This window comes from Haloterrigena sp. KLK7, assembly GCF_037914945.1.
Classification (GTDB): Archaea; Halobacteriota; Halobacteria; order Halobacteriales; family Natrialbaceae; genus Haloterrigena; species Haloterrigena salinisoli.
In genome coordinates this window covers 927,801-944,161 of sequence record NZ_CP149787.1, presented here as the reverse complement: position 1 = coordinate 944,161, position 16,361 = coordinate 927,801, and the positions used below count along the sequence as shown (strand labels likewise).

Sequence of the window (16,361 nt, the reverse complement as noted above, 5' to 3'; positions counted from 1 at the left end):
CGGTGAGAAAAAAGATTCGAGGACGGGTCCCGAGCGTCCGTCGTTTCGGCGACCTGCGATCGCCCCCGTCCCCACCCACCGCCGAGTGCGACCCGGCCGCGAGGGACGTTCGATCCGGCCGTTCGGTCAGCAGTTCGGGGAGATCTCTACCCGTTCGGGCGTGACCCGTACCGTCGCGTCCTCGACGCTGAATTCGACGGTCCCGTCGGTTCGACTCGCTCCCCGGTTCGTATCCGCGAAGAGGGAGTCGAGTGCGTCCGGGTCGATGTAGTCGTACAGTCGGGTACTGGTCGCACTGATATCTTCGTCGAAATACTGCGACAGCGCGGTTGCAGTGGCTATACTCGGCGATTCGTCCGTATCTCGCTCGTACTGAATGCGGCGTTGAAACTCGCATCCAGGGGACTCTCTGATCCTTCGTTCCGTCATATCTCTCCGTCACGTCTCCGTGACCGTCTAGCTGAGTGGGCAACGGCCCCGACCATATACTTACCGTCAGACAACATCGGGTGAAAACTGCGCGGTAGCGGCCGATTCGAGCGGTTTCGTTCCGCCGGTCAGTGACGACGATCGCGTTGCGGTCACCGCGTTCGAGCGGGGACCGGCGCCGACATCGGCCCTCGACTCAGCCCGCGCGCTCTTCGAGGAACCGCTCGACCTCGGCCGCCGTCGGCGCGCTGCGCGCTCCCTCTCGACTCGCCGTCAACGCGCCGCAGGCGTTCGCGTACTCGAGCGCGTCCGCGATCGATGCCCCCTCGAGCCGGCGGGCGAGAAAGCCGGCCGCGAACGAGTCGCCGGCGCCGGCCGTGTCGACCGAGTCGATGTCGAACCCGGGATGCGTGTGGCTGCCCTCTGGGGTCCGGATCGCCGCGCCGTCGGCGCCGGACGTGATCGCGACGATCCGATCGGTCGGTTCGGAATCGACGGCGGCCGCGTCGGCCAGCGCCGCGGCCTCGCGCTCGGTGACGAACAGGACGTCGGCCGCCGCGACGGTCTCGCCGTAGTCGCGGTCGCCGAACCGGCGGCCGGGATCGAAACTGACGGTGACGTCGGCCGCCGCGGCGGTCGTGGCGATCGCCGCGGCCGTTGCCGGGCGCTGGCTCGTGAGGTGGACGTGGTCGGCCGCCCGGATCCGATCGGCGTCGATATCCGCCGGCCGAACGGCCTCGTTGACGCCGTCGTTGCCGAGGATCGCGACCGCGCCGTCGTCGTCGACCAGCAGGTACTTGACCGCCGTCTCGGCGCCCTCGACGACCCGGATCCCCGACAGCGAGACGCCGGCCTCCTCGAGGCCGCGCCTGGCCAGCAGCCCGTTGTCGTCGTCGCCGACGCTGCCGATCAGCCCGGTGTCGACCTCGAGACCGGCGAGCGCGGCGGCGACGTTGGCGGCGCTGCCGCCGCCGGACTGGCGCTGTGAGCGGATCGTCGCCTCGCCGTCGGCGGCGGGGAGTCGGTCGACGCGCAGCGTCACGTCCCAGTTGACGTGGCCGGCGGTGAGTACGGTGGGGGCCATTCGATACGACCGAGAAGAAGGGACCGTCGGAAAAAAATCTAGGTGGCGATAAAGAGTAAGACGTTGTGAACGCCGGGCCCGAGTCCGACCGCGGCGATCCCGGCGAGGACGATCCGCGCCTGCTGGGGTTCGTCCTCGACGAACTCCCTGAACAGCCCGAGGATCACCATCGCCAGGCCGGTCTTCACCAGGATAAACAGCCAGCCGGCGCCGACGTACTCGGCGGTCGGCAGCGACTCGCCGGCCTCGAGGAGCAGCGCCGAGAGGGGCACCGTCTCGCTGACGCCGATGATGTCGTAGCCGACGGCCGTCGAGACGCCGTCCAGCGCGTGGCCGAAGACGACCAGCGCGCCGGTGTAACTCGTCGTCGCCGCGACGTCGGTAAACCACAGTCCCAGTGCGACCCACGCGACCGCGGTGACGATTCCGGTGACGACGACGATGATGACGGGCCAGAACAGGTTAAACGTCTCTTCGGCCCAGCTCAGGTTGAGAATGATCGACGCGAAGACGGCGAAAAAGGCCGTTCCGGCGATGCCGAAGAATCGCGGAATCGTCGGCTGGAGCCCTCCGGCGTACAGAAAGATCGCGACGATCCAGGCGGCGCCCGCGACGACCGCGGCGACCAGATAGACCGTCGGCGTCGCGAACAGCGTCTCGACGCTCTCCGGATACGCTCTCAGTTGATAGAGGACGTGCAGGGCGGAGCCGAACATCATCCACGGCGCGAACGCCAGCACGGTCCGGTCGGTCACCGGCGGCTCGAGTACCCACAGCAATGCGACGATCCCCGCCAGTATCACCAGCAGCGGGACGAGGAGGTACCACGGTGGGAGCACGAACCCCTCGGGTAATACCATATCCGTACTGGCACACACCAGTGACAAACACTTTCCGATTGCTAATTATTCACGAGGCTGACTGTTTCCCGACGCCGTAACGTCTGCGAGCCGTCTCGCGGCGCTGTTCCGGCGGCTCCGCTACTCCTCCCAGGGTTCGTCGACCGTCTCTCCGAACAGCTCTCGCATCAGCGTGACGACGGTTTCCGGCGGGAACTGGCCGTGTTCGGTGACGATCGCGTCGACGTACCGCGGCGGGGTGACGTCGAAGGCGGGATTTTCGACGGTCAGTCCGTCGTCGGCGCCGTCGGCGGTGTCGGTGATCGCGGCCCGCTCCTCGTCGTCGAGCACCTCCCGCTCGTCGCGGCGTTCGATCTCGACGGTGTGGCCCGTCATGGTATCGGGGTGGAGTTTGATCGTCTGGGCGGCGACGGTCACCGGCACGCCGCGCTCGCGGGCGATGACCGCCAGTCCGCTGGTTCCGATCTTGTTGATCACGCTCCCGTCGGCCGCGATGCTGTCGGCCCCGACCAGGACGTGATCCGCCCGATCGAGGTAGCGACGGGCCGCCCCGTCGACGATCACCGTCACCGGCACGTCCCACTCGCGTAACTGTCGGGCCGTGATGTGACCCTGCAGCCTGGGTCGGGTCTCCTTGACGATCGCCTCGAGCTCCGTGCCGTCCTCGACGGCGGCCTCGAGGCAGGCCAGCGCGTCCGTCGAGTGGCAGTGGGTCATCACGACGTCGCCGTCGCGCAGCCGGTTCGCGCCGACCGACCCCAGTTTCGACTGCGCCTGCGCCAGGTCGCGCCGGAACTCGTCGGCGCGGGCGACGGTCGACGCGCGCAGTTCCGCGACGGTCTCGCCGTCCATCCCGGCGAGGACGTATCGGAGCGCGTTGGGCAGACTCACCGCCGTCGGGCGCGTCTCGTAGAGCGTCTTCGCGGCGGCTCGCAGCTGTCGCTCGAACGCGTCGGGCCGCTCCGCGTCGGATCGCTCGGCCTGGATCGCGAGCGCCTCGGCCGCCGCGTCAGCGATCGTCGCGGCCCCGCGGATCTCCATCGCGGCGATCTCGTCGGCGGTCGTCTCGACGGCCGGCGCGACGTCGGGTCCACGGTCGTCCATGCCAATGAGTTGCACTCCGGACGGCAAAAGTGATCGGGCGGGGTTTTTGCCCGTCGGGCGATTCCCTCCCCGTATGGACCGCAGCGAACTCGCCCCGCTGATCGATCACACCGTGCTCGGCCCCGAGACGTCGATCGCCGACGTCCGCCGCGTCGTCGACGAGGCAGGCGAGTACGGCATGAACGCCTGTATCCCGCCCTTCGCGCTCGAGGAGATGGCCGAGTACGCGCCCGACGTGACGCTCGCGACGGTGATCGGCTTCCCCCACGGCCAGCACAGTGCCGCGGCGAAGCGACGGGAGGGCGTCCTCGCCTGGAAGGCCGGTGCCGACGAACTCGACGTCGTCATCAACGTCGGTCGGCTGAAGGCCGGCGAGATCGACGTCGTCAGGGCCGAACTCGCGGAGGTTACGGCCGCAGTGCCGATCCCGGTCAAGGTGATCATCGAGACCGCGCTGCTGACCGACGAGGAGAAGCGCCGGGCCTGCGAGGCCGCGGACGCGGCCGACGCGGCGATGGTGAAGACCTCGACCGGATTCGCCGACGGTGGTGCGACCGTCGCTGACGTCGAACTCATGAGCGAGTACCTCCCCGTCAAGGCCAGCGGCGGCGTCGGCAGCTACGACGAGGCGATGGCCATGCTCGCGGCCGGCGCCGAGCGGATCGGCGCCTCGAGCGGCGTCGAAATCCTCGAGGGCGCACCGGAGTAGGACGACGCGACCGGTTCCGGTTCCGGTCGTCCCGCCGTCGGCGAATCGGTCCGAAACGACGACAGTGGATCGGCGATTGCTATCACGAACGCGAACACTTTTCGTCGGGCGTCGTCCAACGGAGCCTATGCTCGAGTCGGTCTGGGCCCGGATTCGATCGCTTCGGCGGCGACTGCGCCGGCTGGAGCGGCGCGAACTCGACGCGTTCGTGCGCTGGCTCGAGCACACCGGGAACCTGATTCACCTCTCGGTGTTGCTCTTCGTCCCGCTGTTGATCGGCGCGGTGACGTGGCTGGCGAACGCGACGGCCGCCGTCTCCTTCCTCCTGTTCCCGCCGCTGGCCTCCGGCACGTACACGCTGTTCGCCGATCCCGAGGGCCGGTACTCGACGCCGACGAAGTTCGTCGGCGGGATGACCGCGGGGGCGCTCTGCGGCTGGCTCGCGCTCGAGTCCGTCGGTGCCGCGGGCGTCAACGGCGCCGCGGGCGTCAGCGCGACCGGCGCGGCGCTGGGCATCTTCTTCACCGGCGCCCTCACCTGGGCGCTTGACCTGGAGGAGCCGACCGCGTTCTCGACCGCCCTGCTCGTGCTGGTCTCCGGCAACGCGCATTTCGTCTACGTGCTCGGGATCGTCGTCTCGAGTTCGTTCGTCGCGGCCGTCTTCGTCGTCTGGCGGAACCGATTCTACGAGCGCCGAGCGCAGTACCTCTACCGGACGACCGACGGCGACGACCACGTCCTCGTCCCGCTCGACGAGGGCTGGGACGACGACGGCGACGCGACACCGGTCGCGCGATTCGCCGCCGAACTCGCCAGCGCACACGACGCCGGGAAGATCGTCCTCTTCGACATCGTCGACGACGGCGACGCGATCGCCGAGAGCGAACCGGGACCTGCGGCCCGCCGCCTCGAGTCGTTCGCGGCCGCTCTCGCGGCCGAGTACGACGTCCCCTGCGAGGTCGTCGTCGCGGCCGGCGAGCGCTCGTCGGGGCAGGTCCTTCGAACCGCCCGAGAGCACAACTGCGACCTGATCGTCACGCCGTACGCCGAGCGCGACGGCGGCGGCCTCTCGTCGTTCATCGTCGGCCTGTTCGACAGCGAGATCGACGTCATCGCCTTCCGCGCCGCCGAGCCGCGACAGCGCTGGGAGCACGCGCTGGTCCCGGTTCGGGGCGCCGGCGACACCGCCCGCGCGATGGTCGACTTCGCCCAGCGGGTGACCGGCTCCTGGAACCCGACCAGCGTCTGTACCTGTATCGACCGGGAATCCGAGCGCCGCAGCGCGGAGACCACAGTCGCCGATCTCGTCGACGCCTTCGACGGCCGCTTCGAGACCCACGTCGTCACCGAACCCGTCGAGTCCTACCTCGAGCGGGTCTCGCTGCAGTACGACGTGGTCTTCGTCGGCTCGAGCACCGATCGGTCGACCGCCTCGCGGTTCGTCTCCCCGCCGACGTTCGAACGGCTCAGCGACCTCGAGACCGACGTGGCGATCGTTCACCGCGGTCGCCATCAGTAGTCGCCGCGATCCCGCACTGCGGTGTGTCGTCGCCTCCCGCGAACCGGGGCGACGTTCAGTCGCCGCCCATGATGTGTTCGATTAGCGAGCTCTCGTCCTCGCCCAGCGCCGACTGGACCAGCAGGTGCCCGCCCAGCACCGACGGACTGATCACCGCGTCCGCGCCGGCGTGCTCGAGCTTCCGGGTGTTCTCGCGGTCGGTCGCGGCCGAGACGATGCGGGTCTCGGGGGCGAGTTGGCGCGCGGTGAGGATCGACAGCGCGTCCTCCGCGTCGTGGTTCGTGGCGACGAGGATCGCGCTCGCGCGGTCGATCTTCGCCCGCTGGAGCGGCTCCTCGTCGCTGGGATCGCCCCGTATCACCGACAGGCCGCGATCGGTCAGCGCCTCCGCCGCCTCGCGGTCGCCGGTCACGACGACGAACTCCCGGTCGTTGGCCGCGAGTTCGTCGACGATCGGTTCCGTCAGTTCGCCGTAGCCGAGCACGAGGACGTGGTCCTCGAGTAACTCGAGTTGTGAGTCGGTCATCTTTCCGAGTGTCTTCGTGATGCGAGATTGGATCGCCGGGCCGACCAGCGCCCCGATGGCGATACCGAAACTGGCCACGCCCAGGACGAGCACGGACATCGTGAACAGCATCGCCTCCGTCGACCCCTGGTCGGGCGTGACGTCGCCGTAGCCGACCGTGCTCGAGGTGATCAGCGTGAAGTAGAAGGCGTCGAGGATAGTGTTGATCCCCTCGAAGTCCTCGCGGAGCGCGTACGCGCCGATAGTGCCGTAGGCCTGGACGCCCAGCAGCGCGAAGCCGGCGGCGATCTGGGTCGTGCCGAGCGAGAGCGACTTGTCGAACCGCCCGTGGCTGATCAGCAGTACGGGGATCGCGAGCAGCGACAGCACGACCAGCGGGAGCGAGTACGGACTCGACTGGAGCAACCCCTGTGCGGCGGTCAGCGGGAGGAGCAGTAGCGTCGCCCACCATCCCACTCGCAGTCCCCGCCGGAGCGCGAGCGCGCTGCCGACCATCAGGAATCCCGTGAGGGCCCCGGTGAACGCGGCGGCGCTCTGAATCGCCTCGGGGACGTAGTCGCTGAGCGGCCCGCCCACGGCGTTCGTGCCGATGTTGACGATCGCCGTCGCGACCGAGAGCCCGGCGACGATCAGCGCCAGCGCGACGGCTGCCCGCATCGAGAGGACTCGATGCCAGTTGTCCGGCAGCCGCGATCGAAACGACCGGTCGTCGGCCATACACCCCGATCCGCGACGGCGTCAGTTAAACGCCTCTGTTGGCAGACGTTCACAGCTGCCTATCGATTGTCAGCTCGTCAATTCATCGTGATCCGACGTTCCGTCCGCCCGTCGATCACTGGCCGTTCGTCCGCTCATCGTGATCCGATTGTTCCGTTCGCTCGTCGCGATCCGAGGCAGTCTAGCGGCCCCTCGCCACCCGTAGGAACCGATCGCGCGCCGGCGAGCGCACCGCCGCTGCCGGTGGAGATTTAACGATCCCGTCCCACTCGCCCACAATGGCGCTCCCGGTCGAAGTCCTGCTCGGCATCTATCTCGGTCTCCTGACGGGTATCGTTCCCGCGTTCGTCGCCGGCTCGCTCGGCTTTCTCGTCCGCTACTTCACGGGGGTGACGCTGCCCGGCTTCGGTGTCGTCGTCCTCGCGCTCTCGATCGCCAGCGTGCAGGGCGGCCTGCTCGGTCTCGTCGAACCGACTATCGCCCAGTCGCCGCGGCTGCTGGTCGCCGTCCTCGTCGTTCTCATGCTCGCGCTCTACGCCCACAACCAGGGCGACAAACTCGGCGCCGAACTCCCGCGGCACCTCTCTTTCACCTCGATCCGCCAGCGGACCCTGTCGGCCGACGTCGTCGAACTCGTCGGCAACATGGGCCAGGTCACGGTCCGTCCCACCGGGGAGATCCACGACATGGAGGGCTACCCGCCGCTGTCGCCGGCCCTCCGCCGATCGCTGAAGAACGGCTCCTGGCGGCTCCCCGCCGATCTGCCGCTCTCGGAGCTCGAGTCCCGCCTCGAGGAGCGACTGCGGACCGATCACGACCTGGCCGACATCGACGTGACGATCGACGAGCGGGCCCGCGCGGTGATCACCGCGGCCCCGCCGTCGGGCGGGCTCTCCAAGCGGATCCCCGACGGCCGACGGGCCGTCTCGATCGCGACGCTGGTCCCGACCGGGCTCGCGCGAGGCGACGAGGTGTCGATCCGCGCCGGCGAGCGGACGCTCTCCGGAACGGTGCTGAGCGCCCGGACGGAGGTCGACGACGAACACGCGGCCGCGGGTGACGAGCCGGTCGACGACGGCGAGACGCCGGTCCCCGACGGCGGCGACGCGGAGGCCGGCCCGACCCCCGCGCCCGAGTCGGCCGCGGCCAGCGCCGGCGGCGTCGGCCGCGTCACCGTCGCCGTCGCCCGCCGGGACGTCAAGGCGCTGCTCGAGGCCGAGACGCCGCGGCTGGTCGTCCGCTCCCGGGGAACCAGCCGGGAGTTCGAGGCCTTCACGCTGGTCAAGCGGGCCGGGCACGCGATCCGGCGGTTCACCGTCGGCCCGAGCGCGGACGCAGACGTCCGCGCCGCGGCGGACGTGACGGTCCTGGCCGCCCGCCGACAGGGCAGCGAGACCGGCGGCCGCCGCAGCGGCTGGGTGTTCGCGCCCGGCATCGAACGGTCGCTCGAGCCCGGCGACGAGGTGTTCGTCGCGGGGCCGAGGGCGGCGACCGACGAGTTCGTGGAGGCGGTCGCCCGATGACGGCGACGGTCGCCGCCGGACTCGAGCCGATTCTCGCCCAGACGATCACCTCGGAGACGCTGCTCGCCTCGCTCGTCGGGATCCTGGGCTTCACGCTGCTGGCGGGGGGAACCGCCGCGGGCGTCGCCTTCGTCTTCCGCTGGTACAGCGCCGACGGGATCCCCGAGGGCGTCGCGATTCTGCTCGGCGTCTCGATGGTCGCCATCTGGCTCAACGCCCAGTCGGCGCTCCAGCAGGTGATCAGCGGCGACGCGGAACTGCTCGAGCTGAGTACGGTCGTCTCCACGGTCGTCGCGTTCGCCGCGAGCGCGATCGCCGCCGACGGCGGCCGACGGCTCGGCGACTACCTCGCGACGGACGTCTTCTCGATCGCGACGCCGCGGACGATCACCGAGGTCGGGCAGCTGGTCCGGTCGGCCGGCCGCGTCGTCGCCGTCGAACTCCCCGCGGAGATCGCGGACGTCGACGGCTACGACCCCGTCGACGAGTCAATCAAGACCGAACTGGCCGGCCACACGCTGCTGTTCCCGCGGCGCCTCTCGGTCGACGACCTGCGCGAGCGATTGGTCGACCGCCTCGAGCGCGACTACGGGATCGGTCACGTCGACGTCGAGTTCGGGGCCGATCGGACGATCGACTACCTGGCCCTCGGCAGCCGCCCGTCGGGAATCGGATCGACGCTGGCGCCGGGGACCGTCGCCGTCGCGATCCGCGGCGATCCGGCGCCGGACGCCAGCCCTGGCGACGCCGTTCGAATCTGGCGACGCGACGGCGATTCGCTCCGACGGGCCACGGGCGGGGAACTCCGCGGGGTCGCCGGCGACGTGGCCACCGTCGCCGTCGACGCCGACGACGCTGGATCGCTCCCGTCCGAGGAGGAGTACCGGCTCGTCACGCTGCCCCGCGACCCCGGCGCCGAGCGGGACCTCGTCTCCCTGCTCCGGGCGGCCGACGAGACCGTGACCGCGCTTCCCGTCGAATCGGGCGAGCCGCTCGAGGGCGCGACCGTCGGCTCCCTGCCGGTGCTGGTCGTCGCCCTCGACCGCACCGGTGACGAGACCGCCGAACCGGTCGCGCTGCCGTCGGCCGAGACGTGCCTCGAGGCCGGCGACGTCGCCTACGTCCTCGGCCGCCCGGACGCCCTGCGGCGCATCGGCGACCTCGAGCGGACGCCGGACGCGGAGTCCGAATCGGGCCCGGCGGAGCGCGCGAGTTCCGACGCGGATCCGAACTCGGACACGGAACCTGGGCCGGCGTCGGACCTCGACCCGGACGACAACGCGGAGCCGGCCGGCGACACCCCGCGGGAACGCACCTGGGAGCGGTAGCTACTTGCCGTCGGCACCGATACCGCCACGTATGGCCACCGAGTGGAAGCTCTTCGCCGACCTCGCCGAACGCGCGGGCGACAAACACGTCACCGTCGAGGCCGACGCCGGCGACACCGTCGGGGACGCCCTCGAGCAACTCGTCGCGGACCGTCCCGACCTCGAGGGACGGGTCCTCGAGGACGGAGACCTGCGCTCCCAGATCAACGTCCTGCGAAACGGGACGAACGTCCTCGTCGAGGAGGAGGGGTTAGAAACCGTGCTCGAGGAGGGCGACGAACTGGCGCTGTTCCCGCCCGTCAGCGGCGGCTCGTTCTGAGACGATCAGCCGCCGTGCGGTGGCGCGCGCTGTCGGCCGACCGAGTGCTAGCGAGGGCGGCCGACGACACTGTGCGAGGGATGAGCGACCGAAGGGAGCGTTAGCGCGGAACCTCCGGTTCCGCGAACCATGCGAACGGGCGCGTAGCGCCCGTGAGCAGAAATCGGCTGGGGAGGGTGTGGCAATCCCTGAAGCCACGATAGCAGAACGCTCCGTGTCTTTCGCTGTATAACAAAACGCGGGCTCGCCGTCCCCCAGCGTTTCCGCTATCGGTCTCGCTCGCGATCAGGTTCCGCCCAGATCGATCCCGAGCACGAAGTCCGGCTCCTCTGAAACACCGACCCCCGCGTAGGGCGCGTCGGTGACGTGACGGGGCGTTTCGGGGATCAGGACGCGCGTCTCGTCGGCGCCGCGGTCGGCCGCGTCTCGAGCGATCGCGGCGAACAGCGCGCGGGCGGCGTCGACGCCCTCCCACGCGCCGACGCCGTACTCGGCCCACGTCTCGGTATCGGCTGCCTCGTCGGACTCGTCGGTTTCGTCGCCCTCGCGCTCGTACGTTCGTGACCGGTAGGCCGTCCCAGCTAGCCCGTCCGGTCCCGTCACGGCGAACACCGCCGTCTCGTCGGCGAGTCGCTCGAGGTCCGCGCGCGTCAGTTCCCGGACGGCCCACGACTCCTCGGGGGCCATCGCGAGTCCGTTCAGGTGCTCGCGCGCGTCGCTGTGGGTCCAGTACCGCCACGCCGCGGCGGGATCGCTCGAGACCCGATAAGCGCCGTCGACGTTCGACCCGAGGTCCACAGCCGCGTCTGGGTCCGGATGCGCGAAACGGAACTCGGTGAGCGGCTCGAAGCCGCTGGCCCGCGCGGCGCCGAAGGAGGGCGCGTTCCACGAGAAGATCATCACGCGACCGACCGTCGCGCCCTGCCGGCGGGCCCACTCGAAGGTCGCCTCGTTGAGTCGGTGGCTGATGCCCCGTCGTCGGTAGTCGGCCGCGACCCGCAGGCTCTGGAACCAGGCCTCGTCGTCGGTGAGCATGACGCCCTGGACGATCCCCGCTGCCTCGCCGTCGACCTCCGCGAGGAAGGTCTTCTTCCCCCGTCCGGGTTCGTCCTCAAGCCAGTCGTGGTAGACCCGCGGGATGTAGTCGCCGCCGCGCTCGGCCCAGATATCGCCCGTGAAGTCGGCCACGGCCGCGTAGTCGTCGTGGGTCGCCCGTCGGATCTCAATGGAGGGGTCGGCTACTGAGTCAGTTACCATCGTCGATCGACCATGGGACTCTCATAGGGTCGAACGGGAAAGAACTTCGCAGAATCAGTGCAGTGGCGCGCGCTGTCGTCCGACCGAGCGAACGTGAGGGCGGGCGATCACACTGCGCGAGGGATGAGCGAGCGGAGCGCGGCGCGACGCGCCGCGGTGAAGCGAACGGCGCGAGCCGTGAGCCTCGGAGCGAGCGGATCGGCTGGGGAGGGCGTGGCAATTCCTCGCCGCCAGTGTGAGCAGACCGAGCCTCCTCGGTTCGTCTCGGACGCGGACCGCCGACGAAAATCCGCCCCGAATATCTCGCAGCTTACTCCCAGGGAACCGACCGCTCCTGGATCTCGCCGGCCAGCGACGTGCCCATCGCTTCCTCGACGTCCTCGCTGTTCTCGAGCGCCCACATCAGTTTCACCTTCGCCGTCCCCGGCAGCGTGTCGCCGGCCTCGACGACGCCGGCCTCGAGCAGGTCCCGACCCGTATCGTAGACGCGGTCGCAGACCCGGCCCTCGAGACACTGGCTGGTCATCACGACCGTCGTGCCCTCCTCGATCAGGTCCTCGATGCGGGGAATCAGATCGGTGTGGACGTGGCCGAGTCCGGTCCCCTCGATGATCAGGCCCTCGCTCCCCTCGACGACGTCGAGGAACTGGGGATCCATTCCGGGCGTGAATTTCAGGAGTTCGACGTCCTCCTCGAGGTCGTCGCGGAGTTCCAGTTCCGTCTCGTCGCGCTCCCGGTAGTCGCGGTGGAACGTGATCTCTTCCGAGTCGTAGTCGACCTCACCCAGCCGCTCCGCGCCGACGGTCTCGAACGCGTCGCGACGGGAGGTGTGGTTCTTCCGGACGCGGGTGCCCCGATGGAGCGCGCAGCGGTCGTCCGATTCCGACGCGTGCATACAGACCATCACTTCCGCGCAGTCGCTCTTGGCGGCCTCGACGGCCGAGACGGCGTTCATCACGTTATCGGAGGATGGCCGGTCCGCCGAGCGCTGCGAGCCGGTGAAGACGATCGGCACGGGCGTCTCGAGCATGAAGGAGAGCGCCGACGCGGAGTACTGCATCGTGTCGGTGCCGTGCATGACGACGACGCCGTCGGCGCCGGCTTCGATCTCCTCGGCGACGGCGCGGGCGAGGTCCCGCCACAGCGGCGGTTCCATGTTCTCTGACAGGATGTTCGCGACGACGCGGCCGCGGTAGTTCGCCCGGCCCGCCAGATCGGGGACCGCGCGCAGGACGTCCTCGGCGTCGAACTGCGCCGTCACCGCGCCCGTGCGGTAGTCGACCGTCGAGGCGATCGTTCCACCGGTCGAGAGCAGCGAAATCGTCGGCAGGTCGTCGTCGAACTCGATCTCCGAGCCCGTGTCGTCGTCCGCCCCCGTCGAGTCGGTCCCGTCGATCTCGTAGACGTCCTCCGCGAGCACGTCGACGTCGGCCTCGGCTCGGTCGACGCCGACGTTGTAGCCGCCCTCGAGTTTCACCACGAGGTGGTCGTCCGTACTCGAGGGGAGCAACACGCCTTCGTACGTGCGATCCGCGCGGTCGACGCGAACGCGATCGCCTGGATTCATGCGTGGGCGTTGCGCGGCGGCGGACTTGAAGGCACGCTTTCCGGGATCGATCCCGTTGTCGCGTTCTCGTCAGGTAAACAGTCCGAGCAGAACGAGTCCCAGCCCGGTCAGCAGCAAGATTCCCGCGATCATCGCGGTCAGCGACTGCAGCGACGACTCGGCGTCTTCGGGAACGTCGAGTCGCGGGTAAAGCCGCCGGCCGGCCACCAGCATCCCGATCCCCAGCGCGAGCGCGCTGATACCGAACGCGACCAGCTCGGTGCTCATCCGTCGTTGCTACCGCGGCCAGCGTGATAAGGGAGGGCCCCACGACTCGAGAGTCGAGAACGTTCGTCTCCGCTCGGCCGGCGAACGACGGTGGCGATCCGCCGATGATGATCCGCCGCCCATCCGACGATAACAGACGAACGCCGCCGGTCCGACGATGACAGTCGAACGCCGACGACCGTCGACTCACGACACGTACGCACCGGCAGCGGCCCGCAGGAAGACGGCACCGATCGCGAGCCCGCCGAGCGCGATCCCCAGACCGAGCAGCCGGACCAGATCGGTCATCAGCTCCGGATACTCCGGCTGTGGCTCTACGTTCGCGACGAGCACGTAACAGAGGACGCCGGCGCCGGCCGCGAAGAGGCCGAACGTCGCGAGCGGGAGCCAGCTCATACCGCCGGTGGGCGGTCCGCGGTCGTATATCCTCTGGCCGATGGGAAAGACCCATGCTGTCGGCTGCCCAACGAGAACGCATGAGCGACCGCTCGGACGAGGTCACCGAGAGCCGGGACACCGACGACCTCCTCGAGGAGACCGAGAGCCTGCTCTCGGAGTCGGACGTCGAGGCCGATCCCGGGACCGGAACGGCCTCGACGCCGGAGAATCGACCGGACGCGGGCGCGGACGTCGGAGCCGCCGACGATCCGCTCGGGACCGACTCGGTGCGGTCGTCCGACGGCCCCGCGCCGGCTGCGGACGCGTCCCCGGAGTCGTCGGGCTCGCGGCTCGGACGGTTGCGGTCCCGGCTCACGCCGGGGCGCTCGCCGGGCGACTACTTCTCGCCGCGGGCGTTTCTCGCGCTGGTGCTCCTCGTCGGTGCAGGGCTGTTCGCCGGCAGCATGGCGATTCCGATCGCCGGTCGACTGGTCGGCATGTTCGGCGTCGCCTTCGCCGTCGGCCTGCTCACCTCGAAGCGGCGCTACCTCGAGATGGGCGCCGCCGGAACCGCCGTCGGTGGCGTCTCGGCCGTCGTCAGCAACGCCGTCATCGCGATCGCCGGCTCCACGCGGGCCGTCCTCGCCGTCGGCGTTACCGTCGGGCTGGTCGGCTGTCTGCTCGGCTACTACTTCGGACGCGATCTGCGAAACGGGCTCACTCAGGATATCGAGTAACGGCGTTTCGACCGACTCCTAACTCGTCGTCAGCTCCCAGCCGCGTTCGGTGCGGCGGACGATCCCCTCGTCGGCCATCGACTCGAGGAGGTCGGCGACGACCTCGCGGGGCGCGTCGACGTCCTCGCTGAGTTCGCCGACGGACTTCGGCTCCGTTCGGATGCTCGCCAGCAGGTCGGCGTAGATCCGGCTCTCGGGGCCCGTGCCGACGGTCTCGGAGATCCCATCGAGGACGTCACAGAGCCGTCCCTGCACCCACCGCTGGGCAAGCGAGAGCTCGTTCTCGAGCTGTTCTAGGTCCTCGAGAGCCCGCAGGAGGTCGTCGAGTTCGTCGGCGTCCTCCCAGGCGACGTCCAGCGAGAGGTGCCGGCAGGTCGTGATGTCGAAGCTACTGCTGGCGGGATAGGCGCTCTTGCTCGCGAAGCCGTACGGCGAGACGTTCACCTCGAGACGGACGTTGCGAGCGATATGAAAGTACTTCCGCCGCTGGTCGTCGACCCGGCTCTCGATCAGGCCCGCCTCCTCGAGTTTGCGCAGGTGTTCGATGACCGCCTTCGGACTCACGCCGAGGTAATCCGAGATTTCCGTGACGTAACAGGGTTTGCGGGCGAGCAACCGAAGAATCCGTCTCCGGTTCTCATTTCCGAGCAAATCCAGTAATGCGGCGGAGTCCATCGAGCGATGATTGGGGGTCGGCGCTGAAAAGCGTGTCTGCTCAGTGTGAGAACCGCTATCAGAATCACCGCTCGGCGCGGTACCGTGTCCCGGGTAGCCGTTCGCTACGCCGACCCCGGCGAGTCGGCTGCCGAATCTTCGTCCGAGGCCGACGAGTCCGAATCGGAACTCGAGCCGTCGCCCCCTCCAGCGATCGGCGAAGCGGAGTCGGGAGTTGAGCCGTCGGTCACGGTATCGGGCTGTTCGCCGTCGGCGGCCGAGCCGTTGTCGTCGTTCCCGGACCGCTCGCGGTCCGCGGTCCCGGTCTCGTCGGGCGGCCCGGGATCGGCGCTCGAGCCGTCGTCCGCGGCGCCGGACGGACCGCCCTCGTTCTGCCCCGGCGACCGCTCGGCGCTCTGGCCCTGCCCGTTACCCGGCGTTCCGTCGTCGCGCTCGGCGGGCGGTCCGTTCCCGGTTCGGTCGTCAGGTGGACCGTTACCGGATCGGTCGTCCGGCGGCCCCCGTCCCGGGACGGCGTCCGGTCCGCCGAGTTCCCGGGCGATTTCGGCCACTTCGGGGCCGCTGAGGTTCGCCGCGTCGGTACGGAGGGCCTCGAGGCGGTCGGCGTCGACGTCGGTCTCGTTAGCGCGCCGTTCGGTTCGATCGATCTCGCGCTCGAGGGCGCGGATCTCGACGGTAAATCGGGTCATCCGCGCCCGATACTCCCCGGGGTGGAGTTCGTCCCGGCGCTTGCGCAGTTCCGCGCGTTCGGCCTCGAGCGTCTCGAGGCGCTCGACGAGGTCGTCCGTCCGCTCGAGGACGAGCGTTTCGCGGCTCTCGTTTTCGGCCCCCTCGTATCGCTTGGTGAACAGTTCGGCGTCAACCGTGTTCTCGGTGTCGGCCGCATTCGACTGCATAAACGTCGAGACGGTGGCGTTGCTGTTCGACTCGGTTCCGGTATCGTCGGCGAACGGAACGACGACGGCACCGCTTACGAGCGGGGCGATCGTGAGCCCGAAGACGGCGACCAGTGCGAGGAGCGCAACCGACCGAGAGGTCATCACTGCGCCCGTTCCGTCGAACGTACTAAAAAGACGAACCTTCGTTCGAACCGTTTACTCCCCTCCGTAACCGTCGCTCTGACGGTTCGAACGTTTACGCGAGGCGGAGACACTGTCAGCACGGTTCAACTGGCTCTTGAATCACGTGAACTGTTGATCCGAGCGGCGATTCGGCCCCGCTGACGGTCGGCGGTCAGCGAGACGAGCGCCGCGCTGTCCGCTCTCTCGCGGATCGGTTTCGAGCATCGCAACGGGAGCGTTTCCGACGCTCACAACAGTTGATTGCTGTGCATTCAATGGAAAACAACTCTTAATACGTTTC

17 protein-coding genes are annotated in these 16,361 nt (G+C 69.2%); 6 read left to right on the top strand and 11 right to left on the bottom strand.

Going from position 1 to position 16,361, the window contains the following annotated elements; all coding sequences use genetic code 11:
• Nucleotides 1–126: 126 nt before the first annotated feature.
• The 4 genes from WD430_RS04625 to WD430_RS04610 all read right to left on the bottom strand — a co-directional run bounded on the left by WD430_RS04625 (nucleotide 127) and on the right by WD430_RS04610 (nucleotide 3,477).
• On the bottom strand, nucleotides 127–429 hold the full coding sequence (locus tag WD430_RS04625; RefSeq protein WP_339104861.1) for a HalOD1 output domain-containing protein: 303 nt from the start codon (nucleotides 427–429) through the stop codon (nucleotides 127–129).
• A 196-nt stretch (nucleotides 430–625) separates the two neighbouring features.
• Nucleotides 626–1,513, bottom strand: coding sequence for a PfkB family carbohydrate kinase (locus WD430_RS04620; RefSeq protein WP_339104860.1), 888 nt, complete (start codon nucleotides 1,511–1,513; stop codon nucleotides 626–628).
• 38 nt (nucleotides 1,514–1,551) lie between these two features.
• The gene (locus WD430_RS04615) at nucleotides 1,552–2,373 is read right to left on the bottom strand and encodes a DUF63 family protein (RefSeq protein ID WP_339104859.1); all 822 of its coding nucleotides are present in this window, start codon (nucleotides 2,371–2,373) and stop codon (nucleotides 1,552–1,554) included.
• A 120-nt stretch (nucleotides 2,374–2,493) separates the two neighbouring features.
• Complete coding sequence (locus WD430_RS04610) at nucleotides 2,494–3,477, bottom strand: ribose 1,5-bisphosphate isomerase (RefSeq protein ID WP_339104858.1); 984 nt, start codon at nucleotides 3,475–3,477, stop codon at nucleotides 2,494–2,496.
• Nucleotides 3,478–3,550: 73 nt separating this feature from the next.
• On the opposite strand from WD430_RS04610, the gene deoC reads away from it, so the two are divergent.
• Both deoC and WD430_RS04600 read left to right on the top strand, forming a co-directional pair.
• Nucleotides 3,551–4,186: a deoxyribose-phosphate aldolase gene (gene deoC / locus WD430_RS04605; protein ID WP_339104857.1), complete on the top strand. Its 636-nt coding sequence runs from the start codon at nucleotides 3,551–3,553 to the stop codon at nucleotides 4,184–4,186.
• A 127-nt stretch (nucleotides 4,187–4,313) separates the two neighbouring features.
• Nucleotides 4,314–5,705, top strand: coding sequence for an HPP family protein (locus tag WD430_RS04600; protein WP_339104856.1), 1,392 nt, complete (start codon nucleotides 4,314–4,316; stop codon nucleotides 5,703–5,705).
• 55 nt (nucleotides 5,706–5,760) lie between these two features.
• Here WD430_RS04600 and WD430_RS04595 read toward each other — a convergent pair whose 3' ends face one another.
• Nucleotides 5,761–6,948, bottom strand: a complete 1,188-nt coding sequence (locus tag WD430_RS04595) for an NAD-binding protein (protein WP_339104855.1) — start codon at nucleotides 6,946–6,948, stop codon at nucleotides 5,761–5,763.
• Between the two features lie 278 nt (nucleotides 6,949–7,226).
• On the opposite strand from WD430_RS04595, the gene WD430_RS04590 reads away from it, so the two are divergent.
• The 3 genes from WD430_RS04590 to WD430_RS04580 are packed head-to-tail and all read left to right on the top strand — an operon-like array spanning nucleotide 7,227 to nucleotide 10,118.
• Nucleotides 7,227–8,471, top strand: a complete 1,245-nt coding sequence (locus tag WD430_RS04590) for a potassium transporter TrkA (RefSeq protein ID WP_339104854.1) — start codon at nucleotides 7,227–7,229, stop codon at nucleotides 8,469–8,471.
• Nucleotides 8,468–9,799 carry a TrkA C-terminal domain-containing protein gene (locus WD430_RS04585; protein WP_339104853.1) on the top strand — a complete coding sequence of 444 codons (1,332 nt, stop codon included), beginning with the start codon at nucleotides 8,468–8,470 and terminating at the stop codon, nucleotides 9,797–9,799. Before WD430_RS04590 ends, WD430_RS04585 begins: the two co-directional genes overlap by 4 nt.
• 31 nt (nucleotides 9,800–9,830) lie before the next feature.
• Nucleotides 9,831–10,118 carry a ubiquitin-like small modifier protein 1 gene (locus WD430_RS04580; protein ID WP_339104852.1) on the top strand — a complete coding sequence of 96 codons (288 nt, stop codon included), beginning with the start codon at nucleotides 9,831–9,833 and terminating at the stop codon, nucleotides 10,116–10,118.
• Nucleotides 10,119–10,403: 285 nt separating this feature from the next.
• Here WD430_RS04580 and WD430_RS04575 read toward each other — a convergent pair whose 3' ends face one another.
• The 4 genes from WD430_RS04575 to WD430_RS04560 all read right to left on the bottom strand — a co-directional run bounded on the left by WD430_RS04575 (nucleotide 10,404) and on the right by WD430_RS04560 (nucleotide 13,605).
• Nucleotides 10,404–11,375, bottom strand: a complete 972-nt coding sequence (locus WD430_RS04575; RefSeq protein ID WP_339104851.1) for a GNAT family N-acetyltransferase — start codon at nucleotides 11,373–11,375, stop codon at nucleotides 10,404–10,406.
• A 310-nt stretch (nucleotides 11,376–11,685) separates the two neighbouring features.
• Nucleotides 11,686–12,942 (bottom strand): Glu-tRNA(Gln) amidotransferase subunit GatD, encoded by a 1,257-nt coding sequence (gene gatD / locus WD430_RS04570; protein WP_339104850.1) that lies wholly within the window; start codon nucleotides 12,940–12,942, stop codon nucleotides 11,686–11,688.
• 69 nt (nucleotides 12,943–13,011) lie between these two features.
• Nucleotides 13,012–13,209 (bottom strand): hypothetical protein, encoded by a 198-nt coding sequence (locus WD430_RS04565; protein ID WP_339104849.1) that lies wholly within the window; start codon nucleotides 13,207–13,209, stop codon nucleotides 13,012–13,014.
• A gap of 186 nt (nucleotides 13,210–13,395) precedes the next feature.
• Entirely contained in the window at nucleotides 13,396–13,605 is a 210-nt protein-coding gene (locus WD430_RS04560) for a hypothetical protein (protein WP_339104848.1), read from the bottom strand.
• Nucleotides 13,606–13,685: 80 nt separating this feature from the next.
• On the opposite strand from WD430_RS04560, the gene WD430_RS04555 reads away from it, so the two are divergent.
• A complete protein-coding gene (locus WD430_RS04555) occupies nucleotides 13,686–14,324 on the top strand; it encodes a DUF456 domain-containing protein (RefSeq protein WP_339104847.1) in 639 nt (212 codons plus the stop codon).
• 18 nt (nucleotides 14,325–14,342) lie between these two features.
• On the opposite strand, the gene WD430_RS04550 is transcribed toward WD430_RS04555, so the two are convergent.
• Both WD430_RS04550 and WD430_RS04545 read right to left on the bottom strand, forming a co-directional pair.
• Nucleotides 14,343–14,999, bottom strand: a complete 657-nt coding sequence (locus WD430_RS04550) for a metalloregulator ArsR/SmtB family transcription factor (protein WP_339104846.1) — start codon at nucleotides 14,997–14,999, stop codon at nucleotides 14,343–14,345.
• Nucleotides 15,000–15,103: 104 nt separating this feature from the next.
• Nucleotides 15,104–16,039, bottom strand: a complete 936-nt coding sequence (locus WD430_RS04545; protein WP_339104845.1) for a hypothetical protein — start codon at nucleotides 16,037–16,039, stop codon at nucleotides 15,104–15,106.
• Between the last annotated feature and the right edge of the window lie 322 nt (nucleotides 16,040–16,361).